17 protein-coding genes are annotated in these 20,937 nt (G+C 73.2%); 6 read left to right on the top strand and 11 right to left on the bottom strand.

Annotated elements, in window-relative coordinates; translation table 11 throughout:
- Nucleotides 1–26: 26 nt before the first annotated feature.
- The gene (locus ACFVVA_RS33810; RefSeq protein ID WP_387694566.1) at nt 27–1,550 is read left to right on the top strand and encodes a cytochrome P450; all 1,524 of its coding nucleotides are present in this window, start codon (nt 27–29) and stop codon (nt 1,548–1,550) included.
- 87 nt (nt 1,551–1,637) lie between these two features.
- On the opposite strand, the gene ACFVVA_RS33805 is transcribed toward ACFVVA_RS33810, so the two are convergent.
- From ACFVVA_RS33805 to ACFVVA_RS33795, 3 genes are all read right to left on the bottom strand, one after another.
- On the bottom strand, nt 1,638–3,269 hold the full coding sequence (locus ACFVVA_RS33805) for a purple acid phosphatase family protein (protein ID WP_387694565.1): 1,632 nt from the start codon (nt 3,267–3,269) through the stop codon (nt 1,638–1,640).
- A gap of 93 nt (nt 3,270–3,362) precedes the next feature.
- The gene (locus tag ACFVVA_RS33800; RefSeq protein WP_387694564.1) at nt 3,363–4,343 is read right to left on the bottom strand and encodes an SAM-dependent methyltransferase; all 981 of its coding nucleotides are present in this window, start codon (nt 4,341–4,343) and stop codon (nt 3,363–3,365) included.
- A gap of 60 nt (nt 4,344–4,403) precedes the next feature.
- Nucleotides 4,404–5,756, bottom strand: coding sequence for an MFS transporter (locus ACFVVA_RS33795; RefSeq protein WP_387694563.1), 1,353 nt, complete (start codon nt 5,754–5,756; stop codon nt 4,404–4,406).
- A 159-nt stretch (nt 5,757–5,915) separates the two neighbouring features.
- Here ACFVVA_RS33795 and ACFVVA_RS33790 point away from each other — a divergent pair, with 159 nt between their 5' ends.
- A complete protein-coding gene (locus ACFVVA_RS33790) occupies nt 5,916–7,523 on the top strand; it encodes an alpha/beta hydrolase (RefSeq protein ID WP_387694562.1) in 1,608 nt (535 codons plus the stop codon).
- Nucleotides 7,524–7,695: 172 nt separating this feature from the next.
- Here ACFVVA_RS33790 and ACFVVA_RS33785 read toward each other — a convergent pair whose 3' ends face one another.
- The 3 genes from ACFVVA_RS33785 to ACFVVA_RS33775 all read right to left on the bottom strand — a co-directional run bounded on the left by ACFVVA_RS33785 (nt 7,696) and on the right by ACFVVA_RS33775 (nt 9,776).
- Entirely contained in the window at nt 7,696–8,046 is a 351-nt protein-coding gene (locus tag ACFVVA_RS33785) for an isomerase (protein WP_359915600.1), read from the bottom strand.
- A gap of 152 nt (nt 8,047–8,198) precedes the next feature.
- A complete protein-coding gene (locus tag ACFVVA_RS33780) occupies nt 8,199–8,591 on the bottom strand; it encodes a ribonuclease (RefSeq protein WP_359915598.1) in 393 nt (130 codons plus the stop codon).
- Nucleotides 8,592–8,705: 114 nt separating this feature from the next.
- Nucleotides 8,706–9,776, bottom strand: coding sequence for a phosphatidylinositol-specific phospholipase C domain-containing protein (locus ACFVVA_RS33775; RefSeq protein ID WP_387694561.1), 1,071 nt, complete (start codon nt 9,774–9,776; stop codon nt 8,706–8,708).
- Between the two features lie 302 nt (nt 9,777–10,078).
- Between ACFVVA_RS33775 and ACFVVA_RS33770 the strand changes: the two genes are divergently transcribed.
- Entirely contained in the window at nt 10,079–10,723 is a 645-nt protein-coding gene (locus tag ACFVVA_RS33770; RefSeq protein ID WP_387694560.1) for a dihydrofolate reductase family protein, read from the top strand.
- A gap of 112 nt (nt 10,724–10,835) precedes the next feature.
- Here ACFVVA_RS33770 and ACFVVA_RS33765 read toward each other — a convergent pair whose 3' ends face one another.
- Both ACFVVA_RS33765 and ACFVVA_RS33760 read right to left on the bottom strand, forming a co-directional pair.
- Nucleotides 10,836–11,714, bottom strand: a complete 879-nt coding sequence (locus ACFVVA_RS33765; RefSeq protein WP_387694559.1) for a geranyl diphosphate 2-C-methyltransferase — start codon at nt 11,712–11,714, stop codon at nt 10,836–10,838.
- Nucleotides 11,715–11,801: 87 nt separating this feature from the next.
- Nucleotides 11,802–13,076 (bottom strand): family 2 encapsulin nanocompartment cargo protein terpene cyclase, encoded by a 1,275-nt coding sequence (locus ACFVVA_RS33760; protein ID WP_387694558.1) that lies wholly within the window; start codon nt 13,074–13,076, stop codon nt 11,802–11,804.
- Nucleotides 13,077–13,649: 573 nt separating this feature from the next.
- On the opposite strand from ACFVVA_RS33760, the gene ACFVVA_RS33755 reads away from it, so the two are divergent.
- Entirely contained in the window at nt 13,650–14,975 is a 1,326-nt protein-coding gene (locus tag ACFVVA_RS33755; RefSeq protein ID WP_359915267.1) for a radical SAM protein, read from the top strand.
- 57 nt (nt 14,976–15,032) lie between these two features.
- On the opposite strand, the gene ACFVVA_RS33750 is transcribed toward ACFVVA_RS33755, so the two are convergent.
- Nucleotides 15,033–15,863, bottom strand: coding sequence for a thioesterase family protein (locus ACFVVA_RS33750; RefSeq protein WP_387694557.1), 831 nt, complete (start codon nt 15,861–15,863; stop codon nt 15,033–15,035).
- A 152-nt stretch (nt 15,864–16,015) separates the two neighbouring features.
- Nucleotides 16,016–16,993 (bottom strand): sphingomyelin phosphodiesterase, encoded by a 978-nt coding sequence (gene sph, locus ACFVVA_RS33745; protein WP_387694556.1) that lies wholly within the window; start codon nt 16,991–16,993, stop codon nt 16,016–16,018.
- A gap of 254 nt (nt 16,994–17,247) precedes the next feature.
- Between sph and ACFVVA_RS33740 the strand changes: the two genes are divergently transcribed.
- Nucleotides 17,248–17,949 carry a hypothetical protein gene (locus tag ACFVVA_RS33740; protein ID WP_387694555.1) on the top strand — a complete coding sequence of 234 codons (702 nt, stop codon included), beginning with the start codon at nt 17,248–17,250 and terminating at the stop codon, nt 17,947–17,949.
- Here the strand turns inward: ACFVVA_RS33740 and ACFVVA_RS33735 are convergent.
- Nucleotides 17,931–19,238, bottom strand: a complete 1,308-nt coding sequence (locus ACFVVA_RS33735; RefSeq protein WP_387694554.1) for a TolB family protein — start codon at nt 19,236–19,238, stop codon at nt 17,931–17,933. The genes ACFVVA_RS33740 and ACFVVA_RS33735 overlap by 19 nt on opposite strands.
- Nucleotides 19,239–19,454: 216 nt before the next feature.
- On the opposite strand from ACFVVA_RS33735, the gene ACFVVA_RS33730 reads away from it, so the two are divergent.
- Nucleotides 19,455–20,696 (top strand): GNAT family N-acetyltransferase, encoded by a 1,242-nt coding sequence (locus ACFVVA_RS33730; protein ID WP_387694553.1) that lies wholly within the window; start codon nt 19,455–19,457, stop codon nt 20,694–20,696.
- Nucleotides 20,697–20,937: the final 241 nt, after the last annotated feature.

Genomic DNA, 20,937 nt, shown 5'->3' with positions numbered 1-20,937 from the left:
GAACCCACCCGCGACCGGAGACCCCCGTGACCACCCCGTTCCCCGAACCCGCCTTCCCCGCCGGCCCCGCCTCGCCCGCCGCCCCGCCGCCCGGCTGCCCGGCCCACGCGGGCGGCGGCATCGCCCCGACCGGCCCCGGCGGCCTGCGCCGCCTGTACGGGCCGGAGGCCGAGGCCGACCCGGCGGGCCTGTACGAGAAGCTGCGCGCCGAGTACGGCGAGGTGGCCCCGGTGCTGCTGCACGGCGAGCACCGGGCCTGGCTGGTGCTCGGCCACGGCGCCAACATCGCCGCGATGCGCACGCCCTCGCTGTTCTCCCGGGACTCGCGCCTGTGGAGCGCGTTCCGCAACAACGAGGTCCCGCCGGACTCGCCGCTGCTGCCGGTGGTCGCCTGGCAGCCGATCTGCGTGTTCGCGGACGGCGACGAGCACCGCCGGCTGCGCGGCGCGCTGCTGGACGGCCTGAACGGCTTCGACCGGCGCGGCATCCGCCGTCACGTCCGCCGCTTCACCACCGACCTGGTCCAGGTGGTCGGGCCGACCGGCCGGGCCGAACTGATCTCCCAGTTCGCCGAGCACCTGCCGATGCTGGTGATGACCAAGCTGCTCGGCATGCCGGACGAGTACGGGCCGCAGCTGGTGACCGCCGCCCGGGACCTGGTGAAGGGCACCGAGACGGCGATCGCCAGCAACGAGTACGTGGTCGCCGGTCTGCGCCGGACCATCGCCATCAAGCGCGACAGCCCCGGTGACGACCTGACCAGCCGCCTGCTGGCGCACCCGGCCGGGCTGACCGAGGACGAGGTGATGGAGCACCTGCGGGTGGTGCTGCTGGCCGCGAACGAGACCACCGTCAACCTGATCGCCGACTCGTTGAAGATGGTGCTCACCGACCCGCGGTTCCGCGCCCACCTCTCGGGCGGCCAGATGACCCTGGGCGAGGCGCTCGACCAGGTCCTCTGGGACTCCCCGCCGATGTCCCTGGTGGCCGGCCGCTGGGCGACCGCCGACACCGAGCTGGGCGGTCAGCGGATCGGTGCCGGGGACCTGCTGCTGCTCGGGCTGGCGGCGGGCAACGTCGACCCGGTGGTCCGGCCCGACCTGGCGGCCCCGCTGTACGGCAACCGCTCCCATCTGTCCTTCGGCGCCGGTCCGCACGAGTGCCCCGGCCAGGACATCGGGCGGCACGTCGCCGAGGCCGGGATCGACATCCTGCTCACCCTGCTGCCGGACGTCCGGCTCGCGGTGCCCGAGGAGGAGCTGACCTGGAGTTCGGCCTGGATCTCCCGTCATCTGACGGCGCTGCCGGTGGAGTTCACCGCCCGCGACATCGAGCCGGACCCGCTCTCGGTGGCGGAGGCCGAGGAGGCGGAGGCGGAGCAGGCGAAGGCCGGGGCCCAGCCGGCGGAGCAGGGCGGCTCGGCGGCGGAGCAGGCCCTCCCGGGCCCCCGGAACGCCGAGCGCGCCGGGACGGCCGGGCCGCCGGGCCCGACGGTCCCGGCGCAGCGCCGCGGCTGGTGGGACGTGCTCACCGGTCTGTTCCGGCGCTGAGCCGCCCCGGGCCGCCCTTGTCCGCCCCGGGCCGCCCGGTGCACGGCTGACCTGAGCCGGTCGGCCGTGTGCCGGGCGGCCCGGCCGTCAGCCGTCGCGCCCGTCGGTCCGGCGCCGGTACAGGGTGAAGGTGTCCACCGGGGTGAGGTCCCCGTGCGGTCCGTCGAAGGTGTAGTAGATGACCTTCATGGTGGTCGTGCCACCGCGCCGGTCGCCCGGGTCGACCTCGAAGGCCGCGAAGCCGTGGGCGTGGGTGCGGTCCTGGACGGCGGCCCAGGGCGCGTCCTCGGTGACCCAGACCGACTCCCGGTACGGCGCGCCCGGCTTCGGGTCCTCCAGCCCGACGACCACCCGGCCCTTGGGCTTCTCGAAGAGGTCGTCCTGCGTGGTGGCGGCGTTGCCGCCGGCCCCGATGATCATGTGGACGGTGCCCCGCCCGGTGTCGACCAGGTCGGTGCGGGTGTCGGTCGGCACCGGGGTACGGGTGTCGTTGGGCAGGGTGCCGCGGACGGGGTGGGAGCGCTCGTAGTAGTGCTCGTGGCCGCACACCACCAGGTCGACCCCGTAGGCGTCGAACAGCGGGCCCCAGGTCTCGCGGAGGCCGAGGTCGCTGCCGGAGCCGTGCATCGAGCTGGAGATCATCGGGTGGTGCATGCAGACCACGATCCAGTCGATCGCCCGGCTGCTCCGGGCCGCTCGCAACTCCCGCTCCAGCCAGCACCGTTGGGCGCCTCCGGAGTAGCCGCGCAGGTAGACGTCGCCGGAGTTCTGGATGGCCTCGTCGTCGTTGGCGAGGCTGATGAAGCGCACCGAGCCGACGGTGAAGGCGTACCACATGCCCCGGGTCTCCTCGTCGGAGGAGGCCGAGGAGTCGGGGAGGGTGAAGTAGGCCTGGTAGCCGGTCGCGCCGATCGGGCCGTTGCCGCCCTCGTTCTCGTGGTTGCCGACGCAGGGCATCCAGGGCCGCAGCCGGGTGGAGCGGCTGTTGCTGATGAACCAGTCGGCCCAGGTCGCGGTGCGGCTCTGGCCGTGGCGGCCGGCGTAGGAGGAGTAGCAGAGGTCGCCGTTGATGAGGTTGAACAGCGGCCCGACGCGTTCGACGGCGGCGACGATGTCGGCGGAGGCCGCGGTGCCGACCTGGCTGCTCATGAACACGGGGTACTTGCCGAGCGGGGAGGGCATGCCGTCGGGGAAGGTGATCCGGCGGCGGAGGTTGGGCGCGGCCTGGTCCCCGAAGCTCGTGAAGGTGAAGGGGGTTCGGCCGCGCGGGGCGGTGGTGAAGGTGCCGGTCTCGGCGTTGGCACCGTCGTGGCCGGCGCTGTAGAGGTAGGTGGTGCCCGGGCGCAGGCCGGTGAGCCGCGCGTGGTGGACGTACACCTCGGCCTTGTCGATCGAGTCCCGGTAGGTGCGGGTCTCGGCCTGGACAACCCGGCCGAGGCCGCCGTCCGGTGAGCCGTACCGCACCTGTGGTCGGCGCACGGACTGCGGGGTGAGCCAGGAGACGGTCATCTCCGTACTGGCGTCGGTGCCGAACTGCAGGTGCAGTCCGGTCACCGAGGCCGTTCCGGCGCGGTGCGGGGTGGTCTGCAGGAGCGGACCGGCGGGCGCGTCGTCGGCCGGCTGGGCGGCCGCGGGTTGCGCGGCCGCCGTCCCTGCCGCCACGAGGGCGGCTCCGGCCGCCGAGGTGCCCTTGAGGATGGACCTGCGTGCAATGGTCATGAAATCTCCGCCTGCCGAGTGGGGGGTTCGACGGGCAGTCACTTTAATGACATGAGCACGTAAAGACGATCGTTTTGACGAGGAAGGATCCGACTACGCCTTGCGGCCGACTCCCCCGTACACCGAGACCGTGTCCCCGCCCGAGCCCGGGACCTCGGCGAGCTCCGGGTGCCAGTGGTTGATCAGGACCACCCCCGGATCGTCCAACTCCAGCCCGGCGAAGAAGAGTTCGACGCGCTCGCGCGAGCGGAAGTGCAGCGTGATCCCGGCGTCCTCGTACCGGCGGGCGGCGGCCGCGCTGCGCTCCGGCGCGATGTCGGCCGTCCCCGCGGACAGCGCGAGGAAGCTGCCGGCGGGCAGGGCGTCCAGGATCTTGCGGACGGGCGGGTGCGCGGCCTCGTCGGAGAGGAAGTGGACGATGTTGATCAGCGTCAGGGCGACCGGCTCGCGGAGGTCCAGGGTGCCGGCCACCGCCGGGTCGGCGAGGAACCGCTCCGGTTCGCGCAGGTCGCCCTGGACGTAGGCGGTGCGGCCCTCGGGGGTGCTGGTGAGCAGGGCGCGCGAGTGGGCGAGCACGATCGGGTCGTTGTCGACGTAGACCACGCGGCAGGCCGGGTCGACGGACTGCACGATCTCGTGCAGGTTGGGCGCGGTGGGAATGCCGGTGCCGACGTCCAGGAACTGGCGCACGCCGTGCACCTCGGCGAGCCGGCGCACCATCCGGTGCATCACGGCACGGGCGGCGGTGGCGTCCGCGCGCACGCCGGGCAGGTCGGCCAGGACGCGGTCGCCGACCTCGCGGTCCGCGGGGAAGTTGGTCTTGCCGCCCAGCAGGTAGTCGTAGACCCGGGCCGAGTGCGCCCGGTCGGTGCGCAGGTCCACCTGCGGCGGCTCGTCGAACCCGGGCTCGGTCAGCCAGCTCTCCGACAGGCCGGTCCCCGGCGGGCGGTCGTAGGACCCCCAGTCGTCCGAACCCCAGTCGTCCGGACCACCGGCACCCGGACCGGTGTCCGATGCGCCGCCGTCCCGTCCGGCAGTGTCCGGCATGTCCGTACCCGAAGCGTCGGTACCCATGCTCCGCCCTCCCCGATCAGCAATGGTCCGGACCACTCAACCACAGGGAATGACTGTCCGTCAGGCGGTTCCCGGTGTCCGCTGAACCGAGGCTTCCGCGCCCCGGACGGCCGCGGCGAAGGACGGCACCTTCATCGCCGTCAGCAGCGCGAGGGCCGGACCGGCCGTGCAGACGGTGACGTATCCGGGGATCAGGCCCAGCAGATGACGGCCGTTCAGCCACTCGGCGAGCAGCGGGAAGGTGCCGCCGAACGCGGCGATGGTGGTCGCGTTGACCACGCCGAGGCCGACCGCCCGCACCTCGGTCGGGAACAGCAGCCCGGTGAAGACGTTGAGCGTGCCGAGCACCGTGGCCACCAGCATTCCCAGCAGCACGGCGACGACCTGGAACGGCAGCCAGCCCTGGCGCAGCCCGGCGAGCAGGATGCCGACCATCGGGATCGGCAGGCCGAAGCCGATCCGGGCGACCGGCAGCAGGCCGAAGCGGTCGGCGGCGACGCCGGTGAGCAGCATGGTGGCCAGCACCACGACGAGCACCACCGTCATGAAGGAGGCCGCCTCCTCCTTCCCGACCACGTGGTAGGCGGCGGCGTACTGCGGCAGGTACGCCAGCGCGAAGTAGTAACCGACCGTCCCCCCGAGGGTGTTGAGGAAGACGGTGAGCACCGCCCAGCGGTGCTCGCTCAGCGTCCGCAGGAACGGCGGGCGGACGGTGCGCCGCGCGCGCTCCCGGGTGCGGCGGAACTCCGCGCTCTCCGGCGCCCACCGCCGCACCCAGACGGCGGCCAGCCCGAGCAGTGCGGCGACCGCGAAGCCCAGGCGCCAACCACCGTTCTCCAGGCCGGACTTGCCGATGGTGTGGATCAGCACGGTGAGCACCCCGAAGGAGAGCAGCGAGCCGAGGACGATTCCGCCGTAGGAGATCGAGCTGAACGCGAAGCGGTGCCGGGGCGGGGCGGTCTCGGTCACGTACGCGGCCACGCTCGGCGCCTCCCCGCCGAAGGCGAGCCCCTGCACCACCCGGGCGAGCACGGCCAGCAGTGCCGCCCAGACCCCGATGGCCTGCTGGCCGGGGATGACGGCGATGCCCAGGCTGGCGGCGGCGATCACCGCCATGCCGAGGCTCAGCGCGAAGCGCCGTCCCCTGGTGTCGCTGAGCCGCCCGATCAGGTAGGAGCCGACCGGCCGGGCGACGAAGCCCACCGCGAAGGTGACGTACGCGCCGAGCACGCCGCTGACGCCGTGCTTGCCGTGCCCGAAGAGGTCCGCCGCGAAGTAGGGCGCGAGGACGGCGTAGATGCTCCAGTCGAAGGACTCGACCACCGATCCGACCGTCGCCGCGGCCAACTCCCGCCGCCGCCCGCCGGCTTCCGCCTGCTCACGGAGCGGGGCCACCGCACTGCTTTCTGTCATGACCTCAGCATGGCATCGTTCGGCGCCCCGCGGAATCACCCCTCGCGCCCGGCGGACGGCATCACCCCCGACCGTCGCGGCGAGCGGCGCCGCGGGGAACTCCGAGAATCCCATGTGACCGATGTGACAGGCAGGTGATATTCCTGTGCCGTGCATTTCATGATCACTCGGAATCCGCGGCGCGTCCTGCCCGCCGCCGTCGCAGCCGTCGCCACCGCCACCCTGCTGGCCGGCTGCACCGGCGGGAGCGGCACGGCCGCCGCGCCCGCGACCACCACGGCCCCCGCCGGCGCGACGCCGACGGCCACCCCGACGCCCACCCCGACCGTCAAGCCCACCGGTGCCGCCGACCCGGCGCTCAAGGCCTTCTACGGCCAGCAGCTCGCCTGGGGCCCCTGCGCAAAGGACCCGCAGAACAAGGAGGACGTCTCGGCGCTCCAGTGCGCCGCCCTCAAGGTCCCGCTCGACTACACCGCCCCGGCCGCCGGCACCCTGGACGTCGCCGTGGTCCGCAACCCGGCCACCAGGCCCGACCAGCGGATCGGCTCACTGCTGATCAACCCCGGCGGCCCGGGCGGCTCCGGCGTCCAGATGGTCACCTACGACCCGAAGGGCCTCGACGGCCCGCTGCACGACCGCTACGACATCGTCGGCTTCGACCCGCGCGGCACCGGCGGCACCAGCCCGCTCAACTGCCTGGACGACCGGGCCCGGGACGCCTGGCTGAACACCGACCAGGCGGGCGACGACCACGGCAAGCAGCTCGCCGACGCCTGCCAGGCCAAGTACGCACAGGTCCTGCCCTTCGTCGGAACCCGCAACACCGCCCGGGACATGGACGTGCTGCGCGCCGCCCTCGGCGACCAGAAGCTCAGCTACCTCGGCATGTCCTACGGCACCTACCTCGGCTCGCTCTACGCCGAGGAGTTCCCCGACCGGGTCGGCCGGCTCGTCCTGGACGGCGCCACCTCGGCCTCCACCTCGCTGATCCAGCACAACATCGAGCAGTCGGCCGGCTTCGAGCGGGCGCTGAAGGCCTTCGCCGCGGACTGCGTCACCAAGGACGCCTGCCCGCTCGGCAAGGACGCCGACCAGGCCCCGCAGAAGCTCGCCGCCTTCCTCGACGGGCTCAAGGAGAAGCCGCTCAGGACGGAGAAGGGCCGCACCCTGACCTCCAGCGCGGCCTGGACCGGCGTGCTCAGCCGGCTCTACGGCGGCGAGAAGGCCTGGACCGGCCTGCGCAACTCCATCGGCTGGGCGATGGTGCGCGGCAAGGCCGACTACCTGCTCGACCTCGCCGACGGCTACAACGGCCGTGACGAAGAAGGCCGTTACGGTCCGTCGGCGGACGCCTACACCGCCATCCACTGCGCCGACGGCGCCACCGACGCCCCGGCCGGTGAGCAGCTGCAGGCCGCGCTGACCGACCTCGCCGCCAAGGCCCCGCTGGTCGGCAAGCACGACCCGATGGCCTCGCTGTTCGACCCGGACTGCCGGATCTGGCCGTTCCGCGCGACCGAGAAGCCGCACGTGATCAAGTCGGCCGCCACCGCCCCGATCGTGGTCGTCGGCACCACCGGCGACCCGGCCACCCCGTACGCCTGGGCCGAGAAGCTCACCGCCGAACTCGGCAACGCCGTCCTGATCAGCCGCGACGGCGAGGGCCACACCGGCTACGGCGCGAGCAAGTGCGTCCGCGCCTCGGTGGACGCGTTCCTGCTGGACGGCACCGTCCCGGCCGCGGGCATCCACTGCCCGACGGACTGACCACGGGCCTGCTCCACCGGCGGCGCCGGGCTCACGGGCCCGGCGCCGTCGCCGTTCCCCGGGCCCGGCCCGGCCCGGCGGCCGGGGACCCGGTGGCAGGGCTCGGAGTTCACGGCTCGGAGTCCGGGAATCGGAGTTCACGGCTCGGAGTCCGGGACTCAGCGGCCAGGGCTCAGTGGCCGGGGTGGTGGACGAACCGGTAGGTGTCCCGGTCGAGTTCGGTGACCTGGACGCCGATCGCGGCGGGCCGGTCGATCCGGGCGCGCAGGGCGGCGAGCACCCGGGCGGTCAGTTCGGCGCGCTGCTCGGTGCTGCGGCCGGCCAGGATCTTCACCTCGACCAGCACGACGGCCTCGCCGCTCGTCCCGTCGCCGACGTGGTGCCGGCCGGCGGGGCGGAAGAGCGTCTTGCAGTCCGCCACCGTGGTGTCGATCACCTCGGTGATCGCCTGGTGGACCTCGGCGGCCAGCGCCGCCCGGTCGAAGTCGAGTTCGGCCGAGTGGTCGACCAGGATCTGCGGCACGGGAACCTCCAGGAGTCGTTGCCGGACGCCCCGACGCTATCGGACGCGCCCGGGGCCCCGGCGCGGGGTGCGGCGCCGGGGCCCCGGAGGTGCCCGGTGGAGCGGTGAGCGGTGGAGCGGTGGAGCGGTGAAACGGTGGGGCGGTGGCCGGTTCAGCAGCCGAAGTTGATCTTGCGGAAGGTCACGTAGTGGTCGGCGGTGTAGTAGTCCTCGTGGTACTGCTTGCCGGTGACGATGCGACGGGCGCCGCGGGTCGGCGAGCCCGGGGTGACCACGGTGTACTCGTGGTAGTAGCCGGAGGACTGCGCGGGCAGCACCCGCTCCCGGTTCTGGAAGACGACGCCGTCCTGGCTGTACGGGAAGGGACCGCCGGAGGCGATCAGGTCGAGGGTGGTGCCGGCCTGGGAGGGCAGGGCGGACAGGCACACCGAGCCGCTCACCGCGGCCTGCGCCTCGGTCGCGACGGCGATCGGCGCGAGGGTGACCAGGGCAACGGCGGCGGTGGCGGCGACGCGGGTCTTCCACGCGCGTAGAGTTCGGGTCATGACAACCAGGATGGCGGCGGCCGGGAGCCATCGGAAGCCCCGTTCCAACTCTTCACCTCCGGTCAACTCGACGTACCCGTCAGGGCCTCGGCCCGGTCAGCCGCCGGGCCGGCCTCAGCCGCGCGACAGCACCAGCGACTGCACCGCCGAGAGCCTGCGCCAGTCGCTGGAGACGATGCTCGCATGCGCCTTCGCCAGCTGCTCGGTGCGGGCCCGGGCCTGGTCCGCGGTCGGGTCCGTGCCGCTGATCTCCGGCGCGACCAGGTGGGAGTCCGTCATCACCAGCAGGTAGTGGGCGTTGTCGTACCAGGCGGTGTCGACGGTCCTGACGTAGGTGGAGGCGTCACCGTCGAAGACCACGAACCAGGGCCGGATCGAGGCGTCCGCTCCCGTGTACTGGCCGCGCGGGTCGCCGGTGGCGGCGCCGAGCACGGAGGGGAACACCTGCGCCTGGCCGATCCGGCCGGCCGCCGCCAGGTCGCGCAGGTGCCGGCCCTGCTCGACGTCGGTGTGCAGGGTGTCGAAGGGGTTGCCGAGCTCGACCGTGCCCGGGATCGCGTACAGCAGCACCTTCCCGGCCAGCGCCGAGCGGCTCGGCCAGGCGCCCGCCCGCACCGCCTCGTCGACGCTCGCGTACGAGCCGCCGCCGGGCCTGGCCAGCAGGTCGGCCGGGCGCAGCACGGCGGAGCCGAGGTGCTGGGCGATCAGCGCGTCCAGCTGGTCCGGGCCCATCCCGAGGTTCGCCGAGTAGCCCGGCTTGAGCTCCAGCTTGATCACCAGCGGCCCGGCGCCCGGGTGCGCCCCGAGCCAGACCCGGACGTCGTCCAGGCAGCTCTCCAGGTTCTGGTCGGTGCCGCCCGCGTACAGCTGCGCGGGGGTGCTCGCCGCGGTGCAGTTGTTGGAGTTGCCGAACGGGTTGGAGTGGCTGACCTGCCACGTCTTGGTGAAGACGTTCGGCCAGAGGTCCAGCTCGATCATGCCGGTGCCGGTGTCCAGGCCCTGGGCGAGGTACGGGAACGCGGCCGGGTCGTAGGTGTTGTGCAGGCCGACGGTGGTCGCGGAGCCGAACGGCAGGTCGCCCGACCCGCCCGTGGTGGCGTCGGCAGGGGCGGTCGGGATCAGGGCCGCCGCGGCGGCCATCAGGCCGGCGGCCAGGAATCCGGTCAGGGTGCGGCGTACGGTCATCGGAACGGTCCCCCCAAGTCATGGGATGCCGGCCGCCCTGCTCCCGGGCAGCCTGACGAAGCATCGCCCGCCCGGGCGTGCTCAGGATGAAGAAGGCACGACAATAGCGTGACGGCTGCACCGCTTCTCCCCCGCTCCCCTCCCCTTCCTCCACGCGCTCCCCATCCGCCGCACCCGCCACGCCCGAGGACGGTGACGGAACGTCGGGGTTCGGTGGCTCCAGGCTAGTTTGGCCCAGGCGCGGGGTGCGGGCGGTCCGCACCTGACACACGCGTGAGGCGCGCAGAGCGGCGGAGGAACCGATGTCCCTGGTCCGGGTCCACAACTTCTCGATCTCCCTGGACGGCTACGGCACGGGCGAGGGCCAGAGCCTCGACGCGCCGTTCGGCCACGCCGCCGACCGGCTGCACCGCTGGTTCTTCGACACCCGGACGTTCCGGCGGATGAACGGCAAGGAGGGCGGCGACACCGGCGTGGACGACGCGATGGCCCGCACCTGGGGCGACGGCATCGGCGCGGAGATCATGGGCCGCAACAAGTTCGGCCCGCAGCGCGGCCCCTGGCAGGACGAGGACTGGCGGGGCTGGTGGGGGCCGAACCCGCCGTTCCACACGCCGGTCTTCGTGCTCACCCACTACCCGCGCCCCTCCCTGGAGATGGACGGCGGGACGGTCTTCCACTTCCTCGACGCCTCCCCCGAGGAGGCGCTGCGCCGGGCCCGGGAGGCGGCCGGCGGCCTGGACGTGCGGATCGGCGGCGGCCCGAGCACCGTCCGGGCCTTCCTGGAGGCCGATCTGATCGACCACCTGCACGTGGTCGTGGTGCCGGTGCTGCTCGGCCGGGGGGAGCCGCTCTGGGGCGGGCTCGAAGGGCTGGAGCGGCGCTTTCGCACCGAGGCGGTGACCAGTCCGAGCGGCGTCACCCACTGCACCTTCACCAGGCCGTAGCCGGGGCCCGGCCCCGGCCGCTCCGGAACGGACGACGGCGGCCTCCCCGCAGGTGCGGGGAGGCCGCCGTCGTCGTGCGTCGCCACCGGGGCGAAGGCCCCTGATCGGACGATCAGACCCGGTCGGCCGCGATCAGCACGTACTGGAAGGAGCCGTCCTTGTAGGACTCGATGAACGCCTCCTCGATGCCGGTCACCAGCGAGGTGGTGTTGCGCAGCTCCCAGTAGGGCAGGGTGTCCGGGGTCAGGTCGATGACGGCCTGCGGCACCAGGCGGTTGTCGGCCATCGCCCGCAGGTACTCGCGGCGGGAGTGGATGTTGCACTCGAAGTGGGCGTTGATCTGCGAGACCCACTTCGACGGCTGGCCGTAGCGCGGGTTCCAGCAGCCCGTGATGGTCACGTACCGGCCGCCGACGCTCAGCACCCGGGAGTGCTCGGCGAACAGGTCGTGCAGGTCGACGTACATGCTGGACTCGTTGTTCCAGGAGCCCGCGACCGTGCCGGTCTCGACGGGCATGTTCAGCATGTTGGCGACCCGGGAGCGGACGAAGTCTCCGATGCCCAGCTCGGCGGCGCGCCTGTTGCCGAACTCGGCCTGCTGGGTGGAGAGGGTCAGGCCCTCGACCCGGCAGCCGAAGCGCTGGTGGGCCATCACCATCGAGCCGCCGCGGCCGCAGCCGGCGTCGACCAGGGTGTGGTCGGCCCGGATGTCGCCGAGGTGGTCGAGCAGCACGTCGGCCTGGGCGGACTCCAGGCGGTGCAGCTCGGCGATCACCTTCTTCTCGCGCTCGCTGTCGGCCGGGTCGCCGATCGCGGCCCGGTCGATCTCCCCGATCCCGTAGTGGTGGTGGTAGAGGCCGTCGACGTCACCCAGGCGAAGGTTGACCGGACGGGCCTCGTGGTCCCAGTAGCGTGCGATGTCGCCCTGGTACGGGGTCGCCGGGCCGGGGATGGTGTTGCCGGGGGTGGTGATGTCGTCGGTCACGGACATGGGTCAACTCCTAGTGGATGGTCAAGGGGTCGGTCATCAAAGGGGATTCGCTGCCGGTGCGAGGTGGCGCCGCCGGAAGGGCCGGTGTCACCAGAAGTCGGGCAGCGTGTAGCGGTAGGTGTTGGTCTGGTGCCAGTAGTGGTTGCCGTCCACCCACGCGGCCACACCGCGCAGGAACCGTGGGACGGCCGGTACCGGGCAGGACAGGGCCAGGGCCGCCGCCTCGGCCTCGAAGGCCAGCATCAGTTCGTTGTGGACCTCGACCGCCTTCAGGTAGCCCTCCTTGCGGGAGACGCCCTCGCGCTCGGAGATCACCACCGGCAGGTTCAGGTGCAGTCCGGGGCTGGCCAGCTCCTTCATGTACGAGTAGAGGTCGTTGACGATGGTGGTGGCGTTGGAGGCCAGCGCGATCACCCGCTGCATCGCGGGCAGCGCGTGCAGCTCGGCGGGCAGCTCGTAGCCGCCGACGGTGTCCGTGATCGTCGGGCAGGGGCGGAAGTTGTTGAACTGGCGCATGGCCAGGTACTCCCACACCTCCGGCACGTGGTCCGCCTGGTCCCAGGCGGCCTCGGCCAGGTACCCGAGGTGCAGCCGCGCCATGTCGTGCCGGAACCGGTCCGACTGGGAGGGCGTGGCGGCCCGGGTGAAGTACTCCATCGCCGAGCGGTAGGCGCGCCGGGGCGCGTCCGACGACAGCGAGGCCTCCCAGTCCGGGTGGTACTCCGTCGTGGTGTGCAGCGGGTCCAGCGCGGTGTGCGCGAGCAGCAGGCGGCTGCCCAGGCCGATCGGCGACCCGCCGAGGTCCTCGCAGTAGCAGTCGTCCACCGCGTTCTCGGCCACCATCAGGCGGGCCGCGAGCATCAGGTGGTCGACGCTCGGCGCGTCCGGGTGGCAGGCCACCATGTAGCGCCCGGTGGAGAAGCCGTCGAAGTCCTTCTCCCAGTCCGGTGGGTACAGCTCCACCTCCTCCATCGCCCAGACCTTGATCTCCGCACTGAGCGCCTCCACCCGCACCGGGTCGGGCTCGGCGATCGGGTGGTGGTACAGGCCGGGGATGGGGTCGCCGGCCTTGGGCTTTCCGCCGCTCGGCGCCTCGGCGGCCGGGCTCGCGGCCGCGGCGGCCGCGGCGGGCGGAACGGGCAGGACGTGGACGGGCGGCAGCCGGAACCCGGGGGTCGCCGCCGTGACCTCGGTCGCGGCTTCCGGGACCTCGGGCACCGGGACCTCGGAGGCTGGGGCCTCGGGCACCGGGACCTCGGGGGCCTCGACCCCGGGCACCGACACCTGCGGCCGGAACTGCAGCCCGGAGGTGCCCAGCCCGCTGGGCCCGCGCAGGATCCGGTCGATCGCCGGGGTGCTCATGGGCCCACCGCCGGGGCGGTCACGGGCCCGCATGGTGTCTCCGGTCTGGCACGCAGGGGCATGGAGCCTCCTCTGGGAAGGGGTCGCGCACATATGACGGATCGTCATTCCGTCGGCCTCGAACGGGAACCCGGGCTTCCGCCCCGTCCCGCTCGGTTCACCACCGTAGGCGCGAAGGCGCGTTCCGCATCGCAACGGACGATCTTCCTCACCCGATAGGGTGAACGTTCGGGCTGACGACGTTTGAGCGGGCCGCAGTCGTGCATTGATCACACCGGCCCCGGCCGCGAACCCTCCCGCCCGAGCCGCCCGCCCCCGCGTCAACCTGCTGACACCCACGCGTGTCCCGGGCCGCCGATCGCGTTGTTCCGGTCGCGGCAGAATCCGTTCGAATGCGGAACGACCGGAAGGAACGCGCGGTGGCAGCGCTTCCGATGCCCTCGCCCCGGAGAACCCGCTGGAGCGCGGGCCGCCCGGTCGGTCACCTCCCGGCCCGGTGCACGGCCCCACCGGTAAGGGGGACCAGAATGGCCTGGGCGCCGTGAGGACGGGGCCAGGAAGGAAGACCAGCGCATGGAGAGCCAGGCCCGCAGCCGCACCGCACTCGTCGAGGAGCTCATGGAGCGCTATCCCGACGTGCCCCGGGAGGCGGTGATCAAGGAGGACCTGCTGCGCGGCGGCATGGCCTTCGACGAGTCGGCACTCAGCGGCAGCGCCGGGGCCGACGGGGGCGGCGAGGTCAAGCCGAAGTCGTACTTCATCTTCTCCTTCGACCACCGCACCCTGCCCGAGCTGGGCGCCGCCGCGCTCAACCGGCCGCCGGAGGAGATCGTGCTGACCGGCGGGCCGTACGGGCTGCGCCGCACGGTGGTGTCGGTGCGGGTGAACCCGGACTCGCCCTACCGGGTCGGCGCCGGCGAGGACGGCACCCTCGGCCTCTACCTGGACGGCGCGCGGATCGCCGATGTCGGCCTGCCGCCGATGCCGGACTACTACCGGCACACGCTGGCCAACGGGAAGTCGGTGATGGAGGTCGCCCCGACCATCCAGTGGGGCTACCTGATCTACCTCACGGTCTTCCGGGTCTGCCAGTACTTCGGCGCCAAGGAGGAGTGCCAGTACTGCGACATCAACCACAACTGGCGCCAGCACAAGGCCGCCGGCCGCCCGTACACCGGGGTCAAGCCGGTCGAGGAGGTGCTGGAGGCGCTGGCGCTGATCGACGAGCACGACACCGCCCGCGCCTCCCAGGCGTACACCCTCACCGGCGGGGCGATCACCTCGCGCGTCGGCGGCCGGGACGAGGCCGACTTCTACGGGCAGTACGCCAAGGCCATCGAGGAGCGCTTCCCCGGCCGCTGGATCGGCAAGGTGGTGGCCCAGGCGCTGCCGCGCGAGGACGTCCAGCGCTTCCACGACTACGGCGTGCGGATCTACCACCCCAACTTCGAGGTGTGGGACAAGCGGCTGTTCGAGCTCTACTGCCCGGGCAAGGAGCGCTATGTCGGCCGGGACGAGTGGCACCGCCGGATCCTCGACTCCACCGAGGTGTTCGGCCCGGAGAACGTGATCCCCAACTTCGTCGCGGGCGTGGAGATGGCCGAGCCCTTCGGCTTCACCACGGTGGACGAGGCGATCGCCTCCACCGAGGAGGGCCTGCGCTTCTTCATGTCCCACGGCGTGGTGCCGCGCTTCACCACCTGGTGCCCCGAGCCCACCACCCCGCTCGGCAAGGCCAACCCGCAGGGCGCGCCGCTGGAGTACCACATCCGGCTGCTGCAGACCTACCGGGCGACCCTGGACGAGTTCGGCCTCTCCTCCCCGCCCGGCTACGGCCCGGCGGGCCCGGGCAAGGCGGTCTTCTCGGTGAGCTCCTTCATGGACTCGCTGCAGGGCTGAGCACGGCCCGCCCCGCAGGCGCCGCCGCCCATCGTCCGGGCGGCGGCGCCCCGCCCGTCAGCTTCCGTTCAGCGGGCGGACGGTGAGGATCTGCTCGGCCCGGCCCAGCGGGCCGTGGACGTCGTGCAGCACGGTGCTGGTGACGCCGTGGCCGGCCGGGCCGAAGCTCACGCTGGTGTCCAGGCCGGTCCAGGGGCCCTCGGGGCGGCGGTGGAAGTGGATCGTCAGGTCGGTGTTGGGGAACATCCACTCGGTGGGGTTCTGCCGCACCGCGATGCCGTTGGCGGTGTCCACCAGCTTGACGAAGGAGGCGTGCGGGCCGCTGGGCTCCCCCGCGACCAGCTCCACCGGGGTGGAGATCCAGGCGGCGGCGCGGCCCGGGGCGGTCTCCCGGCGCCGGACGTCGATCGAGGCGATGTAGCCGCCGCCCCACACCCCGGCCATCGTCCAGGGCTCGAACTCCTCGGGCCCGGGCAGCGACTCGTCGTGGGTGCCGGCGACGGCGGTGGTGTCCAGCTCGGCGAGAAACCAGGCGCGGGCCCGGACCACGGCCCGCCCGCCGGTCACCACGGTGGCCTCGACCAGCTCGATGGTGCGCCCGGGACGGACGGTCTCCACCGTGATCTCGAACTCGTCGAGGGCGATCAGGCCGAGTATGTCGTAGCTGATCCGGGCCAGCGCCAGGCCGTCGGCGGGGCGCCCGGCCGGCTGGTCGGCCCGCCGCTGGTCGGCCCGGTGGCGGTCGATGGCGTGCACGATCAGGCCGCCGAGCGGGCTGAAGTGCTGCTCGTCGGGGTGCCAGGCACCCTGCGCCTGCACGGTGGGCTTGTAGCTGTTCTCGCCGGTGCGCTGGTAGTAGCTGTCGGGCGCGGCGGTGGGGGTGGTCACGTGCGCTTCTCCTCGGGCCGGATCGCTGGCTGCCGGGCGGGCGCCGCCGTGGTACGACGGCGCCCGACCTCGGCGTTCAGGATCGTAAGGGGCCGAACCGCCGGTGGGGCGTCACGGGTGACGCATCCCACACCCCCGGAGGACCCGGAGTGTCAGCGCGCGGCGAGTGGGTAGTGGTCGGAGAGGTCGGTGTAGGTGTAGCTCTTGCCCCAACTGCTCACCGTCCAGGGCGCGCTGTGTACCCGGACCACCTGGTTGGTGTACTGCTGCGGGCGGGCGTGGTCGGCCCGGTAGAGGACGTAGTCGAGGTCCTCCTTGGGCTCGCCCGGGTAGCGGTAGGCGGCGACGGAGTTGTCGGCGGTGTCGAAGGAGTACGGCCAGCCGGTGCGGGCGGAGGCCGGGGCGAGGTTGCCATTGGTCAGCAGCGCCTGGTACTCGGAGCCGTGCGAGTCGATGTTGAGGTCGCCCGCGACCAGGATCGGCTCGTCGGCCGGGATCCGCTTGGCGTCCAGGAAGGAGCGCATCGCGGTGAGCTGCTTGGCCCGGATGTCCGCCGCCTGGCCGCTCGCGCAGCCCGAGTCGGTGGACTGGAGGTGGGTGCCGACCACGTGGGTCCGGCGGCCGTTGACGTCCAGCACCGCGTAGACGAAGCCCTTGTTGGAGAACCAGTCCGAGCCGCAGGCGTCCTTGTAGACGTACTGCTCCTTGCGCAGGATCGGCCACTTGCTCAGCAGGGTGACGCCGCCGTCCTCGGGGGTGGTGGAGCTGTAGCTGCCGGAGGTGGCGTCCCAGCCGCTGGTGGAGCGGCCGACCACCGGCGTGTGGTACGGGTAGGCGGCCGAGGCCTTGGCGGTCAGCGCGTCGGAGGCCGAGTTGTCGAAGGCCTCCTCCAGTACCACCACGTCGTGGCCCTGGAAGAAGTCCGCCGAGGCGATGGCCTGCGCCCGGTACTGCTGGCCCCAGTTGGGGTAGAGCGAGGTGCTCATCAGGAACGTGTTGTAGGTCAGCACGTCGAGCGGGGGTGCGGTCGCGGGGGCGGTCTCGGCCGAGGCCGGGACGGCGCCGAGCACGGCGAGGACGGTGGCGGCGGCGCCGGCGGCGAGGGCGCGGCGGACGGACGACAGGGGCATCGGGCCTCCGTGAGGGCGTTGTCGTGGACCCGTCGGGTCGAGGGATGTTGTTCATCCAACTTGGCCGTCCGCACGGACCGCAAGACATCGGGCGAGCATTCGGTGAACTCGTCGGTAACACCGTCGGCGAGGGGCCGACGGGCGGTCACCGCCCCGCCCTCCGTACCGCACCTCCGTACCGGCCCTCCGTATCGCGCGTCAGGAGCCGCGGTCAGACTGTCCCCAGCGCGACGAAGGAACGAACGGGGGAAGACATGGCCGGCAGGAAGAAACGGAAGAGGCCGCTCGCCGAGGGGGTGGTCCCGCCCCCGAAGCGGGTCCGCAGGCGCCCGGAGCCGCAGCTGTCGGCGCGGACGGTCCGCCGGACGGCGTGGCTGGTCGGGGCACTCACCCCGGTGCTGATGGTCGGCCTGGCGGCACTGGGCAGCAACCCGGACTACCAGCTGCCCTGCGGCATCCTGGCGTTCCTGGTGCTCTCGGCGGGCGTCGTCGCGCTCGGCTTCGTCCGCCCCCGCGGCTGGATCATCTGGCCGGCCGTCCTGCTCGGCGTGCTGCTGCTGGTACTGCCGACCGCGAGCATCCGCGCCCAGATCATGGCGCAGCGCGGCGTGGAGACCGCGGTGGTGGTCACCGCGGCCCACAGCGCGAAGGACAAGAACGGCAGGGTGAGCTGGACCTGCGCCATCCGCCGCGCCGACGGGCGGCCGCTGCCGCACGCCGAGGTCGGCGGCCACGGCTGCACGGGCACGCGCGACATCGGCGACACCGAGAACGTGCTGGTCGACCCGGCGGGCTGGGCGCCGCCGGTCCCGCTCGACGAGGACCTCGAATTCCGCCGCGGCGGCGTCCACGTCACCGCGGTGCTGGCCGTCCTGTGGGGCCTGCTCACCCTGGTCGCGGCGCGCCGAACCCTGCGGGAGCCGGGCGCCGCGGCCGGTCAGCGGGGCGGCAGGTAGCGCACCAGGACGTCGGAGCCGGTGCCGTTCGGGGCGCCGAACAGCAGGGTGGTGCCGAACGCGTCCACGGCCGGCGCGAAGGACGGGCCGACGGCCTCGGCGACCCGCTCGACCAGACCGGTCCGCAGGTCCCGCCGGAAGAGGTCCGGGGCGCCGTTGGTGTCGCCGGGCACCAGGCCCGCGTCGTCCGAGACGAAGTAGACCCAGCGGTCGTCCGCCGTCATGACGGCCGGCTGGGTTCCGGCGGGAGCCACCTCCGTCACCGTGCCCGTGTGCAGGTCCCGGGCGTAGAGCGCGACGCGGGTACCGCCCTGGTCCGGCTGGAACACCCGGAACAGCGCGTACCGGCCGTCGGGGCTCAGCCGGCTCAGCCGCACGGCGTCGCGCAGGGTGCCGCTCGGGTCGATGCTCGCGCCCTCGATCCGGCCGGTCCGGGCGTCGTAGACGTAGAGCGGGAACAGTTGCCGGGTGGGCGGCGGCTTTCGGACGGCTGGGGCGGATTGCGCGGAGTGCGCGGCAGGGGCGGCCGGCAGCAGGTTGGCCGCCTTCGACCGGAACGCGACGGTCCGGCCGTCGGCGCTGAGCGAGGGCTCCACCGAGCCGCCGTCGGCGGGGGCGCCGCCCTGCCCGGCCGTGACCAGGCGGGTGCTGCCGGTCCAGCGGTCCGTCAGGTAGACGTTGGCGGTGCCCGGCTGTGCCCCGGGGGCCAGGTCGGCGCGGTCCGAGGAGTAGGCGACGAACCGGCCGTCGGCGCTGATCGCGGGGCTGACGGAGTTTCCGGCGCCGGTGCCGGCGGTGACCAGCTCGGTCCGGCCGGTGAGGCGGTCGCGGACGTAGACGTCGGTGCGCCCGCTGCCGTTCCCGGGAACGGCGTTGACGGCGTCACTGCTGAAGGCGACGTACCGGCCGTCGCCGCTGATCGCCGCCTGGGCGGTGGAGCCGTCCAGCTGGGCACCGCCGTCGGCGAGGCTGACCCGCTCGGTGTGCCGCGTCCACAGGTCGCGGACGAAGACGTCGTAGAGGCGGTTGGTGTCGCCGGGCACCAGATTGGAGGCCAGCGAGGTGAACAGCGCGTAGCGGCCGTCGGCGCTCAGCCCGAGCGGCTCGGACCAGTCGTCGGCGGGCGTGCCGTCGGGGCTCACGTTCACCCGCACCGTGTCGCCGCTCGCGGGGCGCTCGGACGCAGATGTGGACGTGGACGCGGGCCGCGCGTGGGCTGCCGGTGCCGCGCTCCCCGCCAGCAGCGCGGCGGCCAGGACGCAGACCACCCGGAGCGTCGTCGTCTTCATGGGCTCCCCTCCCCTTGGATTCCTCGTCGATTCCCCCCGCGTTCCCCCTCCCCCGGGGCGAGCCAACCCTCCGGTCGTGGCCACGGTCAACCAGGCCACCCCGGAACGGGCACGATTTCGCCAACTCCCCTCCATATCAGGCGCGTTCCCACTCCCTCTTGCCGGTTCGGCAAAAACCCCTTGGTCGCACACGGCCACCGGTGCGAGGGTCCGGGAATGACCACCGACGAACCCTCTGCCCTGCCGATGCCCCTGCCCGGCGGCCTGCTCCTGCGCGAGTCCCGGCCGGAGGACCTGGAGCAGCTCGGCGCGCTGCTCGCCGAGCGCGGCGTCCCGGAGGACGCACTCGACCACCGCCTGGTGGTCGAGGACCCGGACGCCGGCTGGTCGGCCAGCGCGGTGGTGGCCGACGGCGACCGGGTCGTCTCCACGGCCACCCTGCTGGACGAGGATCTGCGCCTCGGCAGCGTCCGACTGCCCGCCGGGCAGGTCGAACTGGTCGCCACCGACAAGGAGTACGAGGGCCGCGGCCTGGTCCGGGCCCTGATGCGGTGGGCGCACGCACGCTCCGCCGCCCGCGGGCACGTGGTCCAGGTGATGATCGGAATCCCGTACTTCTACCGGCTGTTCGGCTACGAGTACGCCATCGACATCCCGGTCTCGCGGCCACTGCGCTCCACCCCGCCCGCCGAGGACGGCGCGCCCGCGCTGCGCACCGCCCGGGCCGCCGACCTGCCCGCCCTGGCCGCGCTCCAGGAGCAGGCGCAGCGCAGCTTCGACCTCGCGATGGGCCACGCCCCCGCCCGCTGGCGCTGGCTGCTGGCGCACGACGCGAGCACACTGCGGGTGGTCGAACGCGCGGGCGAGGTGGTGGCCGTGGGCCGCACCACCCCGGTGAACGACGGCGAGTTCCACCTCGCCGAGGCGGCCGCCGCGGACGAGCGGGCGGCACGCGAACTGCTGGCCGGCGTGGCGGCGTTGGCGCCCGAGGCGCGACTCCACGTGGTGGACCGGCCGGGCACCCTGCCGGCCGGCGTCTGGCACGAGCTGCTGGACCGCACGCCGCGCCCCGAGGCGGAGCAGTACTACGTCCGCATCCCCGATCCGGCCGTGCTGCTCGACCGGCTGCGCCCCCTGCTCCACCAGCGCCTCACCGCCGCCGGCCTGGACCGCGCCGACGGCGAACTGCTGCTCTCCACCTACCGCGCCCACTACCGCGTCCCGGTCGGCACGCAGGGGCCGGGCGAGGTGGTCACGGGCGGCACGATGCAGCACCTCGGCGCGTCCGGCGGCGTGGGCGTGGCGCCGGACGCGCTGGCGGCGCTGCTCTTCGGGCCGTACGGGATCGAGGGGTTGAGCCGCATCCGGCCGGACGTGTACGGGCGCGGGGACGAGGAGCTGCACCGGGCGCTGTTCCCGCCGCTGACGGCCGACCTGCTGACGTACTACCTGCCCTGACGTCCCGCCCGGTCCGCCCGGTCCGCCCGGTCCGCCTAACCACCCGTCCGAACCACGGACGGGCATCAGGTCGTCGCCCTCCCGGAGCAGCACCGTCAGGGCACCGCCCGCCGTCGGTTCCGTCACCCTCGCGCCCCCCGGTTCCCGTGGCTTGCGCCGATCGCGCCGCGCCGATCACAGGACCGGGCCTGTGGTGCGGAGCAGGCGGTGGCGGGTGACTCCCGGCACACGCCACGGGGCC

The sequence above is a fragment of the Kitasatospora sp. NPDC058048 genome (genome assembly GCF_042885555.1).
GTDB classification, from domain to species: Bacteria; Actinomycetota; Actinomycetes; order Streptomycetales; family Streptomycetaceae; genus Kitasatospora; species Kitasatospora lactacystinica.
Note: the sequence above shows the minus strand (reverse complement) of the source record. Positions and strands in the feature narration are given on the sequence as shown.

Coding starts and splice junctions, on each gene's coding strand:
- ACFVVA_RS33805 (WP_387694565.1), bottom strand. CDS start 3,269: ATGACCATTGCACGCAGGTCCATCCTCAAGGGCACCTCGGCGGCCGGA.
- ACFVVA_RS33775 (WP_387694561.1), bottom strand. CDS start 9,776: ATGACCGTACGCCGCACCCTGACCGGATTCCTGGCCGCCGGCCTGATG.
- ACFVVA_RS33765 (WP_387694559.1), bottom strand. CDS start 11,714: ATGTCCGTGACCGACGACATCACCACCCCCGGCAACACCATCCCCGGC.
- ACFVVA_RS33755 (WP_359915267.1), top strand. CDS start 13,650: ATGGAGAGCCAGGCCCGCAGCCGCACCGCACTCGTCGAGGAGCTCATG.
- sph (WP_387694556.1), bottom strand. CDS start 16,993: ATGCCCCTGTCGTCCGTCCGCCGCGCCCTCGCCGCCGGCGCCGCCGCC.
- ACFVVA_RS33790 (WP_387694562.1), top strand. CDS start 5,916: ATGATCACTCGGAATCCGCGGCGCGTCCTGCCCGCCGCCGTCGCAGCC.
- ACFVVA_RS33800 (WP_387694564.1), bottom strand. CDS start 4,343: ATGGGTACCGACGCTTCGGGTACGGACATGCCGGACACTGCCGGACGG.
- ACFVVA_RS33735 (WP_387694554.1), bottom strand. CDS start 19,238: ATGAAGACGACGACGCTCCGGGTGGTCTGCGTCCTGGCCGCCGCGCTG.
- ACFVVA_RS33730 (WP_387694553.1), top strand. CDS start 19,455: ATGACCACCGACGAACCCTCTGCCCTGCCGATGCCCCTGCCCGGCGGC.
- ACFVVA_RS33740 (WP_387694555.1), top strand. CDS start 17,248: ATGGCCGGCAGGAAGAAACGGAAGAGGCCGCTCGCCGAGGGGGTGGTC.
- ACFVVA_RS33760 (WP_387694558.1), bottom strand. CDS start 13,076: ATGAGCACCCCGGCGATCGACCGGATCCTGCGCGGGCCCAGCGGGCTG.
- ACFVVA_RS33780 (WP_359915598.1), bottom strand. CDS start 8,591: ATGACCCGAACTCTACGCGCGTGGAAGACCCGCGTCGCCGCCACCGCC.
- ACFVVA_RS33795 (WP_387694563.1), bottom strand. CDS start 5,756: ATGACAGAAAGCAGTGCGGTGGCCCCGCTCCGTGAGCAGGCGGAAGCC.
- ACFVVA_RS33770 (WP_387694560.1), top strand. CDS start 10,079: ATGTCCCTGGTCCGGGTCCACAACTTCTCGATCTCCCTGGACGGCTAC.